This is a genomic window from Paenibacillus endophyticus, from assembly GCF_014192395.1.
In the GTDB taxonomy this organism is placed as follows: Bacteria; Bacillota; Bacilli; order Paenibacillales; family Paenibacillaceae; genus Pristimantibacillus; species Pristimantibacillus endophyticus.
This window is the reverse complement of sequence record NZ_JACHXW010000035.1, coordinates 1-15,342: the sequence shown is the minus strand read 5'-3', so window position 1 is coordinate 15,342 and position 15,342 is coordinate 1. Positions and strand designations below refer to the sequence as shown.

Annotated in this window: 11 protein-coding genes; 9 read left to right on the top strand and 2 right to left on the bottom strand. The window is 46.3% G+C overall.

Features of this window, described 5'->3' with window-relative positions:
- Positions 1–2: 2 nt before the first annotated feature.
- The 7 genes from FHS16_RS31050 to FHS16_RS31020 all read left to right on the top strand — a co-directional run bounded on the left by FHS16_RS31050 (position 3) and on the right by FHS16_RS31020 (position 8,614).
- Positions 3–869: a carbohydrate ABC transporter permease gene (locus FHS16_RS31050; protein WP_183571524.1), complete on the top strand. Its 867-nt coding sequence runs from the start codon at positions 3–5 to the stop codon at positions 867–869.
- 14 nt (positions 870–883) lie between these two features.
- Positions 884–2,377, top strand: coding sequence for an NHL repeat-containing protein (locus tag FHS16_RS31045; RefSeq protein ID WP_183571522.1), 1,494 nt, complete (start codon positions 884–886; stop codon positions 2,375–2,377).
- Complete coding sequence (locus FHS16_RS31040) at positions 2,374–2,994, top strand: Yip1 family protein (RefSeq protein WP_183571520.1); 621 nt, start codon at positions 2,374–2,376, stop codon at positions 2,992–2,994. Before FHS16_RS31045 ends, FHS16_RS31040 begins: the two co-directional genes overlap by 4 nt.
- A 14-nt stretch (positions 2,995–3,008) precedes the next feature.
- Positions 3,009–5,597 carry a DUF5696 domain-containing protein gene (locus FHS16_RS31035; protein WP_183571518.1) on the top strand — a complete coding sequence of 863 codons (2,589 nt, stop codon included), beginning with the start codon at positions 3,009–3,011 and terminating at the stop codon, positions 5,595–5,597.
- Positions 5,584–6,483, top strand: coding sequence for a carbohydrate ABC transporter permease (locus tag FHS16_RS31030; RefSeq protein WP_183571516.1), 900 nt, complete (start codon positions 5,584–5,586; stop codon positions 6,481–6,483). The genes FHS16_RS31035 and FHS16_RS31030 overlap by 14 nt, the downstream gene beginning before the upstream one ends.
- A gap of 26 nt (positions 6,484–6,509) precedes the next feature.
- Entirely contained in the window at positions 6,510–7,511 is a 1,002-nt protein-coding gene (locus FHS16_RS31025; protein WP_183571514.1) for a carbohydrate ABC transporter permease, read from the top strand.
- Positions 7,512–7,579: 68 nt separating this feature from the next.
- On the top strand, positions 7,580–8,614 hold the full coding sequence (locus FHS16_RS31020; RefSeq protein ID WP_183571512.1) for a glycosyl hydrolase: 1,035 nt from the start codon (positions 7,580–7,582) through the stop codon (positions 8,612–8,614).
- A 131-nt stretch (positions 8,615–8,745) separates the two neighbouring features.
- Here FHS16_RS31020 and FHS16_RS31015 read toward each other — a convergent pair whose 3' ends face one another.
- On the bottom strand, positions 8,746–9,564 hold the full coding sequence (locus FHS16_RS31015; protein ID WP_183571510.1) for an AraC family transcriptional regulator: 819 nt from the start codon (positions 9,562–9,564) through the stop codon (positions 8,746–8,748).
- A gap of 205 nt (positions 9,565–9,769) precedes the next feature.
- Here FHS16_RS31015 and FHS16_RS31010 point away from each other — a divergent pair, with 205 nt between their 5' ends.
- Positions 9,770–11,947 carry an alpha-galactosidase gene (locus tag FHS16_RS31010; protein ID WP_183571508.1) on the top strand — a complete coding sequence of 726 codons (2,178 nt, stop codon included), beginning with the start codon at positions 9,770–9,772 and terminating at the stop codon, positions 11,945–11,947.
- Between the two features lie 97 nt (positions 11,948–12,044).
- Here FHS16_RS31010 and FHS16_RS31005 read toward each other — a convergent pair whose 3' ends face one another.
- Positions 12,045–14,030 (bottom strand): beta-galactosidase, encoded by a 1,986-nt coding sequence (locus FHS16_RS31005; RefSeq protein WP_183571506.1) that lies wholly within the window; start codon positions 14,028–14,030, stop codon positions 12,045–12,047.
- Positions 14,031–14,146: 116 nt separating this feature from the next.
- On the opposite strand from FHS16_RS31005, the gene FHS16_RS31000 reads away from it, so the two are divergent.
- The gene (locus FHS16_RS31000) at positions 14,147–14,989 is read left to right on the top strand and encodes an AraC family transcriptional regulator (RefSeq protein ID WP_183571504.1); all 843 of its coding nucleotides are present in this window, start codon (positions 14,147–14,149) and stop codon (positions 14,987–14,989) included.
- Positions 14,990–15,342: the final 353 nt, after the last annotated feature.

Sequence of the window (15,342 nt, the reverse complement as noted above, 5' to 3'; positions counted from 1 at the left end):
ACATGAACTTCTCATTTCGAATCCCAAGAAAACGGGTCAATCGATCGTTTTGGGGCAGCTTCTCGTTATTCGTTTTACTGACTGCGTTTGGAGCCTTTATGGTCGTGCCGCTTATCTATGCAGTCAACAATGCTTTCAAACCGTTGGATGAAATTTTTATGTTCCCTCCAACACTATTTGTCCGCAATCCGACTATGAATAATTTCATTGACTTATTCGGTTTGTTGGGCAATTCCTGGGTTCCGTTCTCGCGGTACATTTTCAACACCTTTTTTATAACGGGAATGGGAATAATCGGTCATGTCCTGCTCGCATCGGCTGCCGCTTATCCGCTTGCCAAGCATAAGTTTCCAGGTAAAAGCTTTATGTTCAGCATCGTAGTTCTATCACTGATGTTCACGCCAGCAGTTACCGCTATACCTAACTATATGATTATGTCGTGGTTAGGCCTGATTGACACCTATTGGGCAGTCATCATACCCGCATTCGCTTATTCGCTTGGTCTGTATTTAATGAAGCAATTTATGGAACAAATTCCCGATGTGCTGCTTGAAGCGGCAAAGATCGACGGAGCGAGCGAATACCGCATTTTCTGGACCATTGTCATGCCAAATGTAAAACCGGCATGGTTGACGCTTATTATTTTGCTGTTCCAGATTCTTTGGGGCAGCGATGGCAATGGTTTCATTTACAGCGAGCAGCTTAAGTCGCTCCACTTTGCCGCTAACCAGGTTGTAGCTGGAGGTATTGCCCGCGCAGGAGCAGCAGCAGCGGTAGCGCTTATTCTGATGAGCGTTCCAATCACGCTGTTTGTTTTCTCGCAAAGCAGAATCATCGAAACGATGGCTACTTCTGGAATGAAAGATTAAAGGGGGAAACGCACATGTCAGCGAAAAAATGGTTTCTCGTCATCGCGGCGGCTTCCCTATTGCTCATTCAAGCTGCGCCTGCACCGGCGTCTGCTGCGTCGACGCCATACGAGAGCTACAATTATAACTTTTGGGAAGAAGCGGTTCCGGCTCCTGCGGCATATGTACCTAAACTTTCGATTTCCGGAGCAGACATTGGCATAGGCGACTTTGTGGAGCCAAGCGATATGGTTGTCTCTTCAAGCGGCATGATCTATGTCGTTGACAGCGGCAACGCTCGCATCGTCAGCTTAAACGACCAGTGGAAGGTACAGCACTTATTTAACGGGTACGAGAAAGACGGGGAAACGGTAGCTTTTAAAAATCCATCGGGGCTGTTTGTTGATGAAGAGGAAAATCTTTATATTGCAGATACGGATAATGGCCGAATAGTCGTGCTTTCGAAAGATGGCAATCTGCTTAAAACCATTGAGCAGCCTGCGTCCGATGTTCTACCCAAGGATTTTAAATTCATCCCGCTAAAGGTGACGGTCGACCGAGCCAAAAGGATCTACGTCGTAGCCAAAGGCATATACGAAGGCATTATGCAGTTCGATGAAAAAGGTCAATTTATCGGCTATGTCGGTACAAATAAAGTTCAGCGCGACTATACGGAAATGTTTTGGCGCTTGCTTTCGACCAAAGCACAGAAAGCGCAAATGGTGCTGTTCATCCCCACAGAATTTTCGAATATTGACATTGATGCAAAAGGTTTTGTGTACGCAACAAATATTGATCCTGATTCCAAGGAACCGGTTAAAAGGCTTAACCCTTCAGGTGAAGACGTGCTGAAGCGGTTTGGCTACTTCGATGTCGTAGGCGATATTCGCTACCGTATTGCCGTAGGCCCATCGAAGTTGATCGATGTAAAGGTGATTGGGAACGGCATGTACAGCGTTCTTGACGCAAATCAAGGTAAAGTATTCACCTATAATGACGAGGGCGATTTGCTCTATGTATACGGCGGTAAAGGAAATCAGAACGGTACCTTTAAAATTCCGGTAGCTGTCGAGCATTTGGGCGAAAATCAGCTTGTGCTTGATCGCGGCAAAAGCAACATCGTTGTCTTTGAACCGACGAAGTTTGGTTCCAGCGTAAATAAGGCTGTGAAGCTGCACTATAACGGCGAAGATGAACAGGCAGTACCGATTTGGCAAGAGGTGCTGCGATTAAACAGCAACTATGATATTGCCTATATAGGCATAGGCAAATCTCTGCTAATGGATAAGAAGAACGGAGAGGCGCTGAAATACTTTAAGCTCGGCATGGATCGGGAGAGTTATTCTGTTGCGTACAAAAGGTATCGCAGGGAAGTTATGAAGGAGCATTTTGGAACATTCCTGACCGTACTGTTGGTCTTGGCAGCAGCATGGCTGGCGTTCAGATTGGTAAACTTTCGCAGGCAAAAGAGGAAGCTTACGATTTCGAATTTCGCTTCGCAAACCCTTAAGGAGGGCAAAACGCTATGAAGCAGGATTTCATCACGTTTCCGCTGCATGTCATCGTTCATCCGTTCGACGGCTTTTGGGATATGAAGTATGACAACAAAGGAAAAGTAAAGGTTGCCTTGACTTTTTTGCTGCTGGTTATCATTGCCGTTATTTTGAGAAATCAGTTTGCTGGGTTTCTTGTCAACTATAACGATCCGCGTTATTTGAATAGCTTGACGCAGCTGGTAACGATCGTATTTCCATTTTTTCTGTGGTGCATATCCAATTGGGCGATAACCACATTGATGGATGGAGAAGGAAAGTTTAAGGAAATCTTGATGGCAACAGGGTATGCGTTAGTTCCACTCGTGATTATATACGTACCTATGACGATTGCCAGCCGTTTTATGGTTGAGGAAGAAACGGCTTTTTATTATTTGATAATGACGTTATCAACCATATGGTTTTTAGTTTTGCTGTTTGTGGGAACGATGACCGTGCATCAATATTCAGTTTTTAAAACGATTACAACGATGGCGCTGACGGTCATTGTCATGGGAATCATCGTATTTCTAGGTACGCTGGTGTTAAGCATGCTCCAGCAAATGGCGGATTTTTTCATTAACATTTATCGAGAACTCATTTTCCGTACGTAAAGGAGGCCGCATCCGTGAAAAATCGTAAAATGCTGGTTGCGGTGTTGGCCTGTACCGCAGCCATTTGCATTGCCGTCATCTCCGCAATATGGTTTGCGAGTCGTGGAGTTAAAGCCGTTGAAGCAGCCGCTTATATGAAAGTGACAACCGAATTAGAGACAGGAAGCGCGATAAAGGCATTGCCGGATTCATCACAAGGATTACCGGGAATGAAGCTTGTGGCGGACAACTCTGAATTATCGTTGTATTATAACGCCGAAACGACGGAGGTAGCCGTTAGGGATAAGCAGCAAGGCCAGGTTTGGTATAGCAATCCGCCTAATCGGAGTAAGGATACTATCGCATCAGGCTTTGAGAAGGAGATATTATCATCACAATTAACTGTTTTATTTCGTGATGCGGTCGGCACATTGGATACTTTCACCAACTTCTCACAAAGCATCGGCAATAAGCAGTTTACGGCCGAAAGCATCGAGAACGGGATTCGTATTACGTATACGATTGGCGATACTTCAATCGGCGTTGATGCTTTGCCGAAATATATAAGCAAAGCCAGAATGGAAGAGAAGGTACTCTCCAAACTTGATAAAACAACGGCCAAATATGTCGGGCTTCGCTATTATCCGAAAGAGGATAATCCGGATATTTTAGAACGTCTGGACGCGCAGGTGTCAAAGCAGCTCGTGCTGAACAAAATGACTGCTGCTTTTGCGAAGGCGGGCTATACCGAGGAAGATCTTGCTTTTGACAATCAGGAAAATGGAGGGGCAAGCGCAGGTGGATCGTCCAAGCCGAATTTCGTTATTCCTTTAGAGTACCGAATTGATGGCGGTTCGCTGGTTGCATCCGTTCCGGTCAATCAAGTCAAAGAAAGCGGCGAATATCAAATTCGCAGCATAGAACTGCTTAACTTTTTTGGAGCGGCGGATAAAGAGAATGAAGGCTACATGTTCGTGCCGGACGGAACGGGCAGCCTGATTCATTTGAACAACGGTAAAGTGAAGGAAGAGCAATACGTGCAGAAGGTGTATGGCTTTGATCCGAACGATAACAGCTTCAGGCGCGGCCAAGTGAGCGAGAGCGCCCGAATGCCTGTATTCGGAATGAAGGCAGGCAGCGCAGCATGGTTTGCCGTTATTGAGGAAGGCGATGCGGTCGCCAGCATATCGGCAGATATTAGCGGCAAAAAAAATTCCTACAATTATATTCATAGCAGCTATACGCTGCGCGGTGAAGACGAGCTGGAACTTTATACGGGTTCTACCATCCAAGAGATCCAACTTCTGAATGAAGAAATTTATAAGGGCGATATTCAAATCCGCTATAGTTTTCTCTCTGGCGTCAAGGCGAACTATTCGGGAATGGCAAAGCTTTACCGCGACAGGCTCGTTGAGGAGGAAAAGCTCCAGCCAATAAAGGAAGATCAAAAAATTCCTTTTTATCTGGATATTCTCGGAGCCGTCGACAAAAGAAAATCGTTTCTTGGCGTTCCTTACAGTTCCGTCATTTCAATGACCTCCTTTGAGCAAGCCTCGCAAATGGCTGAGCAATTGAAAGCGGACGGAATCGATCGGCTGATGATGCGGTATACAGGCTGGTTCGGAAACGGCGTCAATCATCAAACGCCTGTTAAGCTGAACGTAGACCGCGAGCTTGGGAGCAAATCGGATTTCATTGATTTATGGAAGCAGCTGGAACAGTCAGGAGGGATGTTGTTCCCGGATGTCGCTTTCCAACAAATTTATCATGATGACGGCGGGTTTGCGCCTTCCTCCGATGCTTCAAGATTCGTTACGCGCGAAGAAGCGGAGCTATATCCATTCAATAGGGCGCTGAGCCGAATGGACATGATGTTGGGCTCTTACTATTTGTTATCGCCGGCAAAGCTTCCTTATTACGTAAATACTTTTATGAATAAGTATGAATCGTTTGGCATGCAAGGATTAGCGCTTCGCGACCTTGGCAGCTTGCTAAGCTCTGATTATCGCTCAAGCAGGGTGATTCAACGCGAAACGGCCAAAAAAATCGTGGAGGAACAGCTTGAAAACATCGAAGAGCGTGTTGATCAGGTGATGCTTTCCGGAGGTAATGCTTATGCTTGGCCATTTGCAGATCATTTGATTCATGTGCCGACGGGATCGAGCGGGTTCGTCATAACGGATGAGGAAGTTCCTTTTTACCAAATGGTCATTCACGGTTATTTGGACTATTCCGGAGGCGCGGTTAACCTGGATGACGAACAGGATTTGCAGCGTCAGCTGCTACGGTCTATCGAGCTTGGCTCGGCACCGCATTTTGCATGGAGTTATGAATCGTCTTCGAAACTGAAATTCACTCATTTTGATAGGATGTTCTCTACGTATTACAAAGATTGGTACGAGCAAGCGGTGTCGATGTACAAGGAAGTGAATGACGTCCTCTCCGGAGTAGAAGCCGTACAAATGATAAACCATATTCGCCATCAAGAAGGCGTGGTTGAGGTGCAATACAGCAATGGGCGATCGATTATCATTAATTACACCGACAAAAAAGTCAACGTTAATGGCAATACGGTCGAAGCTCAAAACTATTGGGTAGGGGTGAACGTTCATGAACGGATATAAGCTAGCTTTACGGCATAAGCGTTCACTTCTAGGTTTGGCATTTATTATCCCATGGTTGCTTGGATTCGTATTCATGTTCGCGACGCCGCTGATCCAATCCATCCGATTTAGCTTCAGCAAATTAACGGTAAATCCAAGCGGTTTTATACTGGAGCCGGTGGGCTGGGCCAACTTTAAAGAAGCCTTGTTCGTAGATGCTACCTTTAATCGGATATTGACGCAATCGGTTTCGGAAATGGTGCTAAACGTGCCGATGATTTTATTTTTCAGCCTTTTCTCTGCTACGCTTCTCAATCAGAAGTTCCGGGGGAGAGTACTCGCGCGAGCCATATTTTTTCTGCCGGTCATACTCGCTTCCAATGCGATATCGGCTGCGGAGACGGCGGGATTAATCAATTTGGTGGGCGATTCAACCGTCGTCAATGAAATGGGCGAAACCGCTTCTACTTACAATATCATGTCCATGGTCATGATCCTAAGCGATATCGGGATGCCGCTTTCTTTCGTTGATTATATCGTTCAAGCGATTACAAGAATATATGACATTATTACGAGCTCGGGCGTTCAGATTCTTATTTTCCTAGCTGCTCTGCAATCTGTTCCAGGAGCAATGTATGAGGTAGCCAAGATGGAAGGGGCAACGGCATACGAATCGTTTTGGAAAATTACATTCCCGTTAGTTAGTCCGCTAATCCTGACGAATGTCATTTATACGATTATTGATTCATTTACGGGCAGCGCAGTAACCGATATGATTTTCTCCACTGCGTTCACGACGCAAAATTTCGGGCTCAGTGCTGCAATGTCTTGGATATATACGATAATCATAAGCGTCATTTTGGTCATAATCGGCGTGCTGCTATCGAGAAGAGTGCATTACAACTGAGTTAAAAGCAAAGGAGGAAGCTGCATATGGAGGCTTCACAAGCTGTTCGCACCGAGGACAATAAATATCGGCTGCTGAAAATAAAAAATAAGACGATCGATACCTTATACGCCATTTTTCGATATGCGCTTGTTATCGGTATATCGTTCATCATTATTTACCCACTGCTCATGAAGTTTTCTGTAGCCTTCAAAGACAAAATCGATATTTACAACCCAACGATTTACATGGTACCCGTCAACTTTACACTCGACAACATGAAGATGGCCATGGAAATTCTGAACTACTTTCCGCTTCTCGGGAATACTTTGGTATTCGTCATCGTAACCACACTGCTAACCACCGCTTCCTGCGCATTGGCAGGGTACGGCTTCGCCCGGTTCTCCTTCCCGGGCAGCAACTTATTGTTTGCTTTGGTCATCCTGACGATTCTTGTTCCGACAAGCACGCTGATGGTACCGATGTATCTTCATTTTAGAAGCTTTGACATTCTTGGCGTGCTTCATTTATTTACTGGCAAGCAAGGCGTTAATTTGCTGAATACGTATTGGCCTTCGATCATTACTTCGGCGACTGCGATCGGACTGAAAGCTGGATTGTTCATTTATATTTTCCGCCAGTTTTTTAAAGGGATGCCAAAGGAAATCGAGGAAGCCGCATTGATCGACGGTGCTGGCGGCGTGAAAACATTTTTAAAAATCATGCTGCCAAACGCAGTGCCGCCGATAATTACGGTCGTATTGTTTTGCTTCGTTTGGCAATATAACGATACCTTCTTCACTTCCTTATTTATGAGTGAATCAGCACTTATGCCGATTAAAATATCGACATTATCCGCCCAAGCGAATGCATTGATTCCAGGATTGATGGGTGCCATAGGCGGCGCCAACGTGAAGGCCGATCCAAACCATGTTGCGATGATTATTGACACTGGCATTTTGCTCGCCATTATTCCGCTTATCATCTTGTATTTGGTCGTTCAACGTTATTTTGTTGAGAGTGTCGAGCGCAGCGGCATTATCGGTTAGCGCATCGTTTGCTGTGCATAGAATGATAAACATAAACAGAAGACAACGAGAAAGGTGAGATACCATAAATGTTGAATGCGGAGAGACAACCTCGTTTTAATGTACAGCCTAACCTTGTAAATCCGAATGCTGATGAAAGTGCCCAAAGGCTGATGTCGTATTTGTGCGACATGTATGGAACCCGCATACTGACCGGCCAGCAAATTGGGGTAGTGTCCACACCGGAGCTTGAAATCCTGCATGAAGTTACGGGTAAATATCCAGCCGTATACGGCTTTGATTTCATGAATTATTCACCCTCGCGCACAGAGCGCGGGGCAGAATGCTTCGATACAGATATTGCCATCGATTGGTGGCAAAGCGGAGGCATCGTCACCTTTTGCTGGCATTGGAATGCGCCGAAGGATTTAATTGATTTGCCGCCGGACAGAACATGGGGTAGCGGCTTTTATACGAAAGCAACAACGTTTGACGTTCAGAAAGCGATGGCTGATGAAGATTCCGAGGATTATAAGCTGCTTATTAGGGATATTGACGCCATTTCCATCCAGCTGCAAAGGCTTCAGGATGCAGGCGTGCCGGTACTCTGGAGACCGCTGCATGAGGCATCAGGAGGCTGGTTTTGGTGGGGGGCGAAAGGGGCTGACCCATGCATTCGGCTGTGGAAGCTAATGTATGAGCGAATGACGAATAGGCATAAGCTGAATCATTTAATTTGGGTGTGGAACGGCCAGCATGCGGATTGGTATCCGGGGGATGAATACGTCGATATTATTGGTGAAGATATATATCCTCCTGATCGAAATTACGAGTCGCAGCTCGACCGTTTTCAGACGGCTCTCTCTTATACGGCGATGAACAAAATAATTGCTTTATCCGAAAACGGGCCCATTCCTGACCCGGATCTCATGCTGCGGGATCAAGCCCTTTGGGCATGGAATTGCACGTGGTACGGCACTTTTGTCTACGATACGGTGGATGGCCGCAGAGTATATGCAGAGAAGTATACGGAGCTCGACCAGCTCATTAAATTTTACCATCACCCCTACTCCGTAACGAAGGACGAGCTGCCGGATCTTCAAAACTATCCGCTGCGGGATTAACGTATGGCGGCAGGGCTCGGTAAGGCCCTGCCGGGTTCGAATTTCGATTTTGGTTGGTAGAGGAAAAACAAATTGATTTTATAATAATCAGGACACTCTTAGAACCTTAGTAAAGGCATACGGATGGATGATCAATGGGTTTCTGCACGATAATGCTTAGGGGAAACTCCTTTAATCTTTTTAAATATTTTGGAGAAGAGCAAAGGGTCATTGTAGCCGACGGAGCGGGAGATATCACCTATCGTCAGCTCAACGTTCCCCATCATTTCACATGCTTTTTGGACCCTAATACGAATTAAGTAATCTTGGATACTAGTATTCATTTGTTGTTTGAATAATGAACAAAGATAGCTTCGATTGAGTCCGATTATGCGGGCAATGTCCTCAATGGTAATTTTCTGAGCAAAGGTAGTTTCGACGATTTCCTTCACCTTTTCTACGTAAATTTCCGCACGACTTTCCTGTTGCTCAATTGGCGTTACCGGTCCATATTCTGCAAGTAGGGACAATAATAAGTAAAGCAAACCGATCAGTCTGGATTCTCTCGTTTTATGATTTCCATTGGACTCGGCCATTAACTTCAAATATTTATAAATCATATCGTCTTTACCACAGTTGAGAATTGGGCATACCCTCGTTAATCCTGCTTGCTTGAGGAGCAATTCTGCCAGTGTTCCGTCAAAACCAAACCAGCAATATGACCAAGGGCTTTTGGAATCGGCTTGATAATAAGTAATGACAGCTGGGCATATAAGAAAACCCTGACCCTTCTGAAGCCGGTATTTGTTTCCGTCGACTTCAAAGATCCCTTCTCCGTCCAAAATATAATGAAGAAGAAAGTGACTTCTTATGGCTGGCCCAAAAAAATGACTCGGAATACATTCTTCAATGCCAAATTGTGTTAAATACAATTCAGTGTGCTGCTTGCTTCGTGACAAATACTCAATCATGGTATAACCCCTTCATATTAAATTCCAAGCATTATAACATAATTAGTGAGCATCATGCTATGTACTCGATATTAAGTATTGATATATCATTCCTGTATAGTTGACAAAGCATCTATTAATTAGTGCCAAGCTTAAAACCATATTTTATTTTGAGAATACATTAAAACATTTGCTCTAAGAGGGTAGTGTTGAGAGGAGAAGTTTTATGGGCATCATTGTTCAAGAGAATACAGGGCTTTTTCACCTGCAGTCGGTCGGCATGAGTTATCTAATTCAAATTAAGGATGGATATCCTATCCATGTATATTGGGGGGGCAACCTGAAGCATCGGGAACCCATGGCGGATTTATTAATTCACACTCCCGAGAAGGCTGGATTGGATCGCTTATTCCAAGAATACCCTCAATACGGGAGCGGGGATTTTCGTAACCCGGCTTACCAAGTAGAGCTTGAGGATGGAACCCGAATTACGGAGTTAAAGTACGAAGGATATAAGCTCCTTAAGGGGAAGCCTTCATTAGCTGGACTTCCAGCCGTTTATGTAGAAAATGAAACCGAAGCAGAGACTTTGGAATTGGAACTGAAGGACGCCTATTCGGGTCTTAAAGTTGTCCTTATCTATACTGTTTTTGTTGATCGGAATGTCATTATCCGTTCTGCGCGGTTCAGTAATGAAGGAAAAAAAAAGCTTCGGCTTCTCCGTGCTTTAAGTGCAAGTGTAGACTTCCCGGATAAAGAGGACTTAGAAATCATCTATCTCACCGGAGCCTGGGCTCGAGAAGGTAATATAACCCGTAGAGCGTTACATCAAGGCGAAACTCGAATCGATAGCAAGAGAGGCATGAGCAGCCATCAATTAAACCCCTTTTACGCGTTGGTCACTCCAGAAACAACGGAAAACCATGGTGAGGCTTACGGCTTCAGCTTAGTATACAGCGGTGGATTTGAAGCGGTAGCTGAAGTGGATTCATTCGGCTCTACGCGAATTAGCATGGGAGTGAATTCCTTTGACTTCACATGGCTATTGAATCCAAGCGATAGTTTCCAAACACCGGAAGTCGTTATGGTTTATTCTAAGCAAGGGTTAGGCGATATGTCGCGTACTTATCATCGCTTGTACCGGACAAGGCTATGCCGAGGGGAATATCGGGATAAAGAGCGGCCGATTCTAGTCAATAACTGGGAGGCTACTTATTTTAATTTTAATGCTGAAAAGTTGTTAGCAATAGCGGAAGAAGGGGAGAAGCTAGGAATTGAGCTGTTCGTCTTGGATGACGGCTGGTTCGGCAAGCGGGATTCCGATAATTCATCTCTTGGTGATTGGTACGAGGATCGCCGAAAACTGCCGGACGGACTTGCGGATGTGGCGGAACGCATTAATCGACTTGGGCTTCAATTCGGACTTTGGTTTGAACCCGAGATGATATCGCCGGACAGCGATCTTTACCGGGAGCATCCGGACTGGTGTCTTCATGTTCCTGGACGCAGGCGCAGCGAAGCAAGGTGGCAGCTCGTGCTGGATTATACTCGAAAGGAAGTTCGAGATTATATTTACGACTCCCTTTCAGCGATCTTCTCCAGCGTGCCGGTTTCTTATGTGAAATGGGACATGAACCGTGCTCTAACTGAAATGGGTTCCGCTTCACTGCCCTCTGAACGTCAATCGGAGACTTCCCATCGTTATGTTTTAGGCTTGTACGAGCTGTTGGAACGCATCACCACGGCATACCCGAATATTTTGTTTGAGAGTTGCTCAAGTGGAGGAGGCCGCTTTGACCCTGGAATGCTCTACTATATGCCTCAAACCTGGACAAGTGATAATACGGATGCTGTAGAAAGGTTAAAGATACAATACGGTACCAGCCTTGTTTACCCTGTAAGCGCAATTGGAGCTCATGTATCAGCCGTACCTAACCACCAAGTTGGACGGATTACGCCACTTGATTTTCGAGGGAACGTCGCTATGTCTGGAAACTTTGGATATGAGCTTGATCTAACCAAATTCAGCGATGAAGAAAAAGAGATCGTCAAAAATCAAGTCATCACCTACAAGCAAATTCGTGGTTTAGTTCAAAAAGGCGATATGTATCGCTTGAAGAGTCCATTTGAAGGGAACGAATCGGCTTGGATGTTTGTATCCGAAGACAAAGAGGAAGCCGTTGTGTACTATTTCCAAGTGATGGCCGTCCCGAATGCAAGGCGAAGAACCTTGCGGCTTGATGGGCTTAACCCGGAACTTGAATACGAAGTTTGGTCAGGTGACGATGGTGAAAAGTTAAGCTATGGGGGAGACAGGCTCATGCAATTAGGACTACACCTTGCTTATCATCAGAAAGACTATGAAAGTGGATCGTTCAGACTTAAAGCAATTAAGCTAGGGTAAGGTACATCGACACTCCTGTTGAACATCGATAAAGGGCTGTCCCTCAAAGTATTCAGCTTTGTGAGACAGCCCTTAGCAAGATGCAAGCTGCTTGATCTTATAAAGTTAGAATATCTACTCCCAGAGCAGGCAGCGTGATCTTCTGCTCCGATCTCTCGCTCGTCAACAAGCTGCGATAGGGAACGTCAAGCGTAACCTCACGTTGCTCATTCGTCAAATTGATCAGGAACAGGAAGCTTTCCTCACCCTTCGTTCGAATTGAGAGCTCGACACCTTCCGGCAGCTGGAGCTTGGGAGCCAAGCCTTTTTCCTTCAATATCCCTTCGAACAGCTGATAGAAATACGATGGCTCCGGCCAAGTGCCGACATAATACACTTCACCTTCACCAAGCTTATTGACAGTGACCGCCGGCACACCTTCGTAAAAGTCGTTGTCATACCAGGCAATCGGTTCTGCTCCTCGCAGTTCCAGCAAATCACACCATTGCTTCGCAGCGAATGTCTGTCCCGCCGCGTTCCGTATTCGATGTTCGCTGTTGCCGATTGCATCATATTCACTCACGACAACACCCGCCGCTTCTGCAAGCAGCCCTGGCAGAGGCAGCATCTCACATACATTTCTCATGTTCTTCACGCCTGTCCGATTGGTGAGGACGACCGTGCCACCCCCGGCTGCGAATCGCTCCAGCCGCAGCGCTACTTCTTCACTTAACAGAAAGAGGGACGGGACAATGACCAACTTGTAGCCATCGAGCTCCTCGGTCCAGTTGATAACGTCCGTACCGACGCCCATTTTCAGAAATGCATTGTGCATAGAGGACAAGTTGTCTATATAATGCATTCCTCCTTCCGCTTGCGCCTGAAGGGAAAGCGCCGTGTGTTGATCATGCGAATGCAGAATAGCAACCTGGGTAACGATCGTCGAGTCTGCAAGCAGTTCTCCCAGCTGGTTCACCTCGCGAGTAAGCTCCGCGAACTCCCTGAACCTGCGTCCAGGAACATTGCTATGGTCGATAAGCCCATGCCAGAACTGTTCGGCTCCAACGGCAGCACTCCGCCAGCGGAAATGGACGACCATATCGGCGCCGCGGGCGATTGTCTGCCAGGAACGAGCTCGGATCAGTCCGGGATAAGGGGTGCGCTGAATTGGCATCCAGGCGCCTTGCGCTCCGCTCAGCTGCTCCATTACCCAGAAATTGCGGCGCTTGATGCCGCGAACCAAGTCCAGCGTCAGCGCTCCGTTCCTCGGAAACCGATCGCCATGATCGCGATACAGCTCATTCGGATAATAATCGACAGAGGCGAAGTCCAGCTCTTTGTATAGGTCATAATAGTCGAGGCTATTCGGGAATTGCCACATGTTATGCGTCACGAATTGGCCGGGACAGTTTCTGCGTACTATTTCAAGCTGCCATCCCAGTAGATAGCCTACGCTGTCCGAGCAAAACCGCTTGTACTCCAGAAGGTAAGAAGGATTCATCGGTTTGCTGGTACCGAGCGGCGTCGTTACCTCGGCCCAGCTGCTGTACTCTCCGCTCCAGACAACCATGCCCCACTCCCGGTTTATCTCTTCCAGACTGGAATAACGCTTCTGCAGCCAAGCGACAAATGCACGATTGCACGTATCGCAATGGCATTCCTGATAGTGCATCTCGTTATCGATTTGCCAGCCAATGACGGCGGGATGCTTCGCATAGCGCTGTGACATCACTTCCACAAATTTGGAGCCCAGCATTCTCAAGGAATAGCTGTTGTTGCAGCGATGTCCACGCACACCCGGCCGGATGATTTGACGTTGCTCATCCCTTGGCAGCACATCGGGATAACGGGTTGTCATCCAGTTCGGCGGCGTATTGGTAGGTGTGCATAATACGATCTCCATGCCGCGTGCGGCGAACACTTCTATAGCTGCATCTAACCATTCAAACCGATAATCACCCTCGGTAGGCTCCATTCGGCTCCAGGCGAACTCCGCCAATCGTACAACTGCAACACCCGTCTCTTGCATAAGCGCAGCATCCTTCTCCCAAAGCTCGGGAGTCCATTGCTCTGGATAATAATCAATTCCGATCTTAATCGCCATTCTATAATCTCCTTTGTCCATCAATATATTGCGATTATATGATATATTAACTGGAGTGAAAATCTTAAATAATTAATACGATATAACAATATTAAGATAACAGGAGAGTTGGTTTCATGCTTAATCCCAATCGCGCTTTTCCGGTACTTTCCGCCCGAGACAAGCTGCTCCCTTTTTATTTGCTTGGCATTGGCCTGCATCATGAACAGGAGCATATACGCCGAGACAGAGGCATTCTCGATTATCAGTGGATTCAATGCCGCAGTGGCGAGGGCAAGCTCAAGTTAAGCGAAACGGAGTATATCGTCAAGCAAGGCATGGGCATGCTGCTGTTCCCCGGTCAGAAGCACGAATACTATGCTTTGTCGGGGAACTGGGAAGTCGACTGGATTATCTTTGATGGCAGCGGGTCAGCGAGCTTGTTTGAAACAGTCGGCATTGTAGACACATGCGTATTCGCGCTTGCATCGCCCGAATACCTTTTATCCCGCATGCGGGAGCTGCTGCAAGCTGCCCTTACGCCGCAAGAGCAAACGTTAAGCAATTACGCCTGTTCCGCCATACTCTATACCTTATTGACGGAAATTATACAGCGCGTCTCTGTCGAAGGCAGCGATACCGTCGGGCAGCAGTATGAGCGGTTAAAACCGGTCTTGGATTACATTGACCAGCATTTTGCTGAAGAGATTGCTTTGCATACGCTCGCGGGATTGTTGTGCGTCACACCGGAATATTTTTGCCATTTGTTCAAGAAGACGACAGGCATTCGCCCTATTAGTTATGTCAATCAGGTAAGGATCAACAAGAGCAAGGAACTGCTGCTCGACAATGTGCAGCACGGGATGCAGGATATTGCTCATCAAGTCGGCTTCGAATCTGCCAGCTATTATGGAGCTATCTTCAAGAAGCTTGAACGGCTGACACCTGGTGCCTTCCGCCGTAGCTATCAGAAGTCGTAACATATGCGCTGTCTAAGTGCGTACGGAGAGTAAATATGTACTTAGTCAACTTGGAAACAAATTCATTGGACATAAAAATCTTCCGCCCAATAACGAAAAGAAAACAGGTGGCCTCATGGCTGCCTGTTTTTTTGTTATCGTACAAAGAGCAAATCATTACGATGAAAATCCAATCATCGTTATATGGTTTAACTGGTTGTAACCCCTTACAATTTGTAACAGAAGGAGGGATGCGACATCATGTTAGCACAATTATACAAATATCGTTGGCAGTATGTCATGATTTTACCGGCGGTTTTGCTTTTGTTTCTATTTAACTATGTTCCGATGGCGGGCATTCAAATCGCATTCCG

Coding starts and splice junctions, on each gene's coding strand:
- FHS16_RS31050 (WP_183571524.1), top strand. CDS start 3: ATGAACTTCTCATTTCGAATCCCAAGAAAACGGGTCAATCGATCGTTT.
- FHS16_RS31045 (WP_183571522.1), top strand. CDS start 884: ATGTCAGCGAAAAAATGGTTTCTCGTCATCGCGGCGGCTTCCCTATTG.
- FHS16_RS31040 (WP_183571520.1), top strand. CDS start 2,374: ATGAAGCAGGATTTCATCACGTTTCCGCTGCATGTCATCGTTCATCCG.
- FHS16_RS31030 (WP_183571516.1), top strand. CDS start 5,584: ATGAACGGATATAAGCTAGCTTTACGGCATAAGCGTTCACTTCTAGGT.
- FHS16_RS31025 (WP_183571514.1), top strand. CDS start 6,510: ATGGAGGCTTCACAAGCTGTTCGCACCGAGGACAATAAATATCGGCTG.
- FHS16_RS31020 (WP_183571512.1), top strand. CDS start 7,580: ATGTTGAATGCGGAGAGACAACCTCGTTTTAATGTACAGCCTAACCTT.
- FHS16_RS31015 (WP_183571510.1), bottom strand. CDS start 9,564: ATGATTGAGTATTTGTCACGAAGCAAGCAGCACACTGAATTGTATTTA.
- FHS16_RS31010 (WP_183571508.1), top strand. CDS start 9,770: ATGGGCATCATTGTTCAAGAGAATACAGGGCTTTTTCACCTGCAGTCG.
- FHS16_RS31005 (WP_183571506.1), bottom strand. CDS start 14,030: ATGGCGATTAAGATCGGAATTGATTATTATCCAGAGCAATGGACTCCC.
- FHS16_RS31000 (WP_183571504.1), top strand. CDS start 14,147: ATGCTTAATCCCAATCGCGCTTTTCCGGTACTTTCCGCCCGAGACAAG.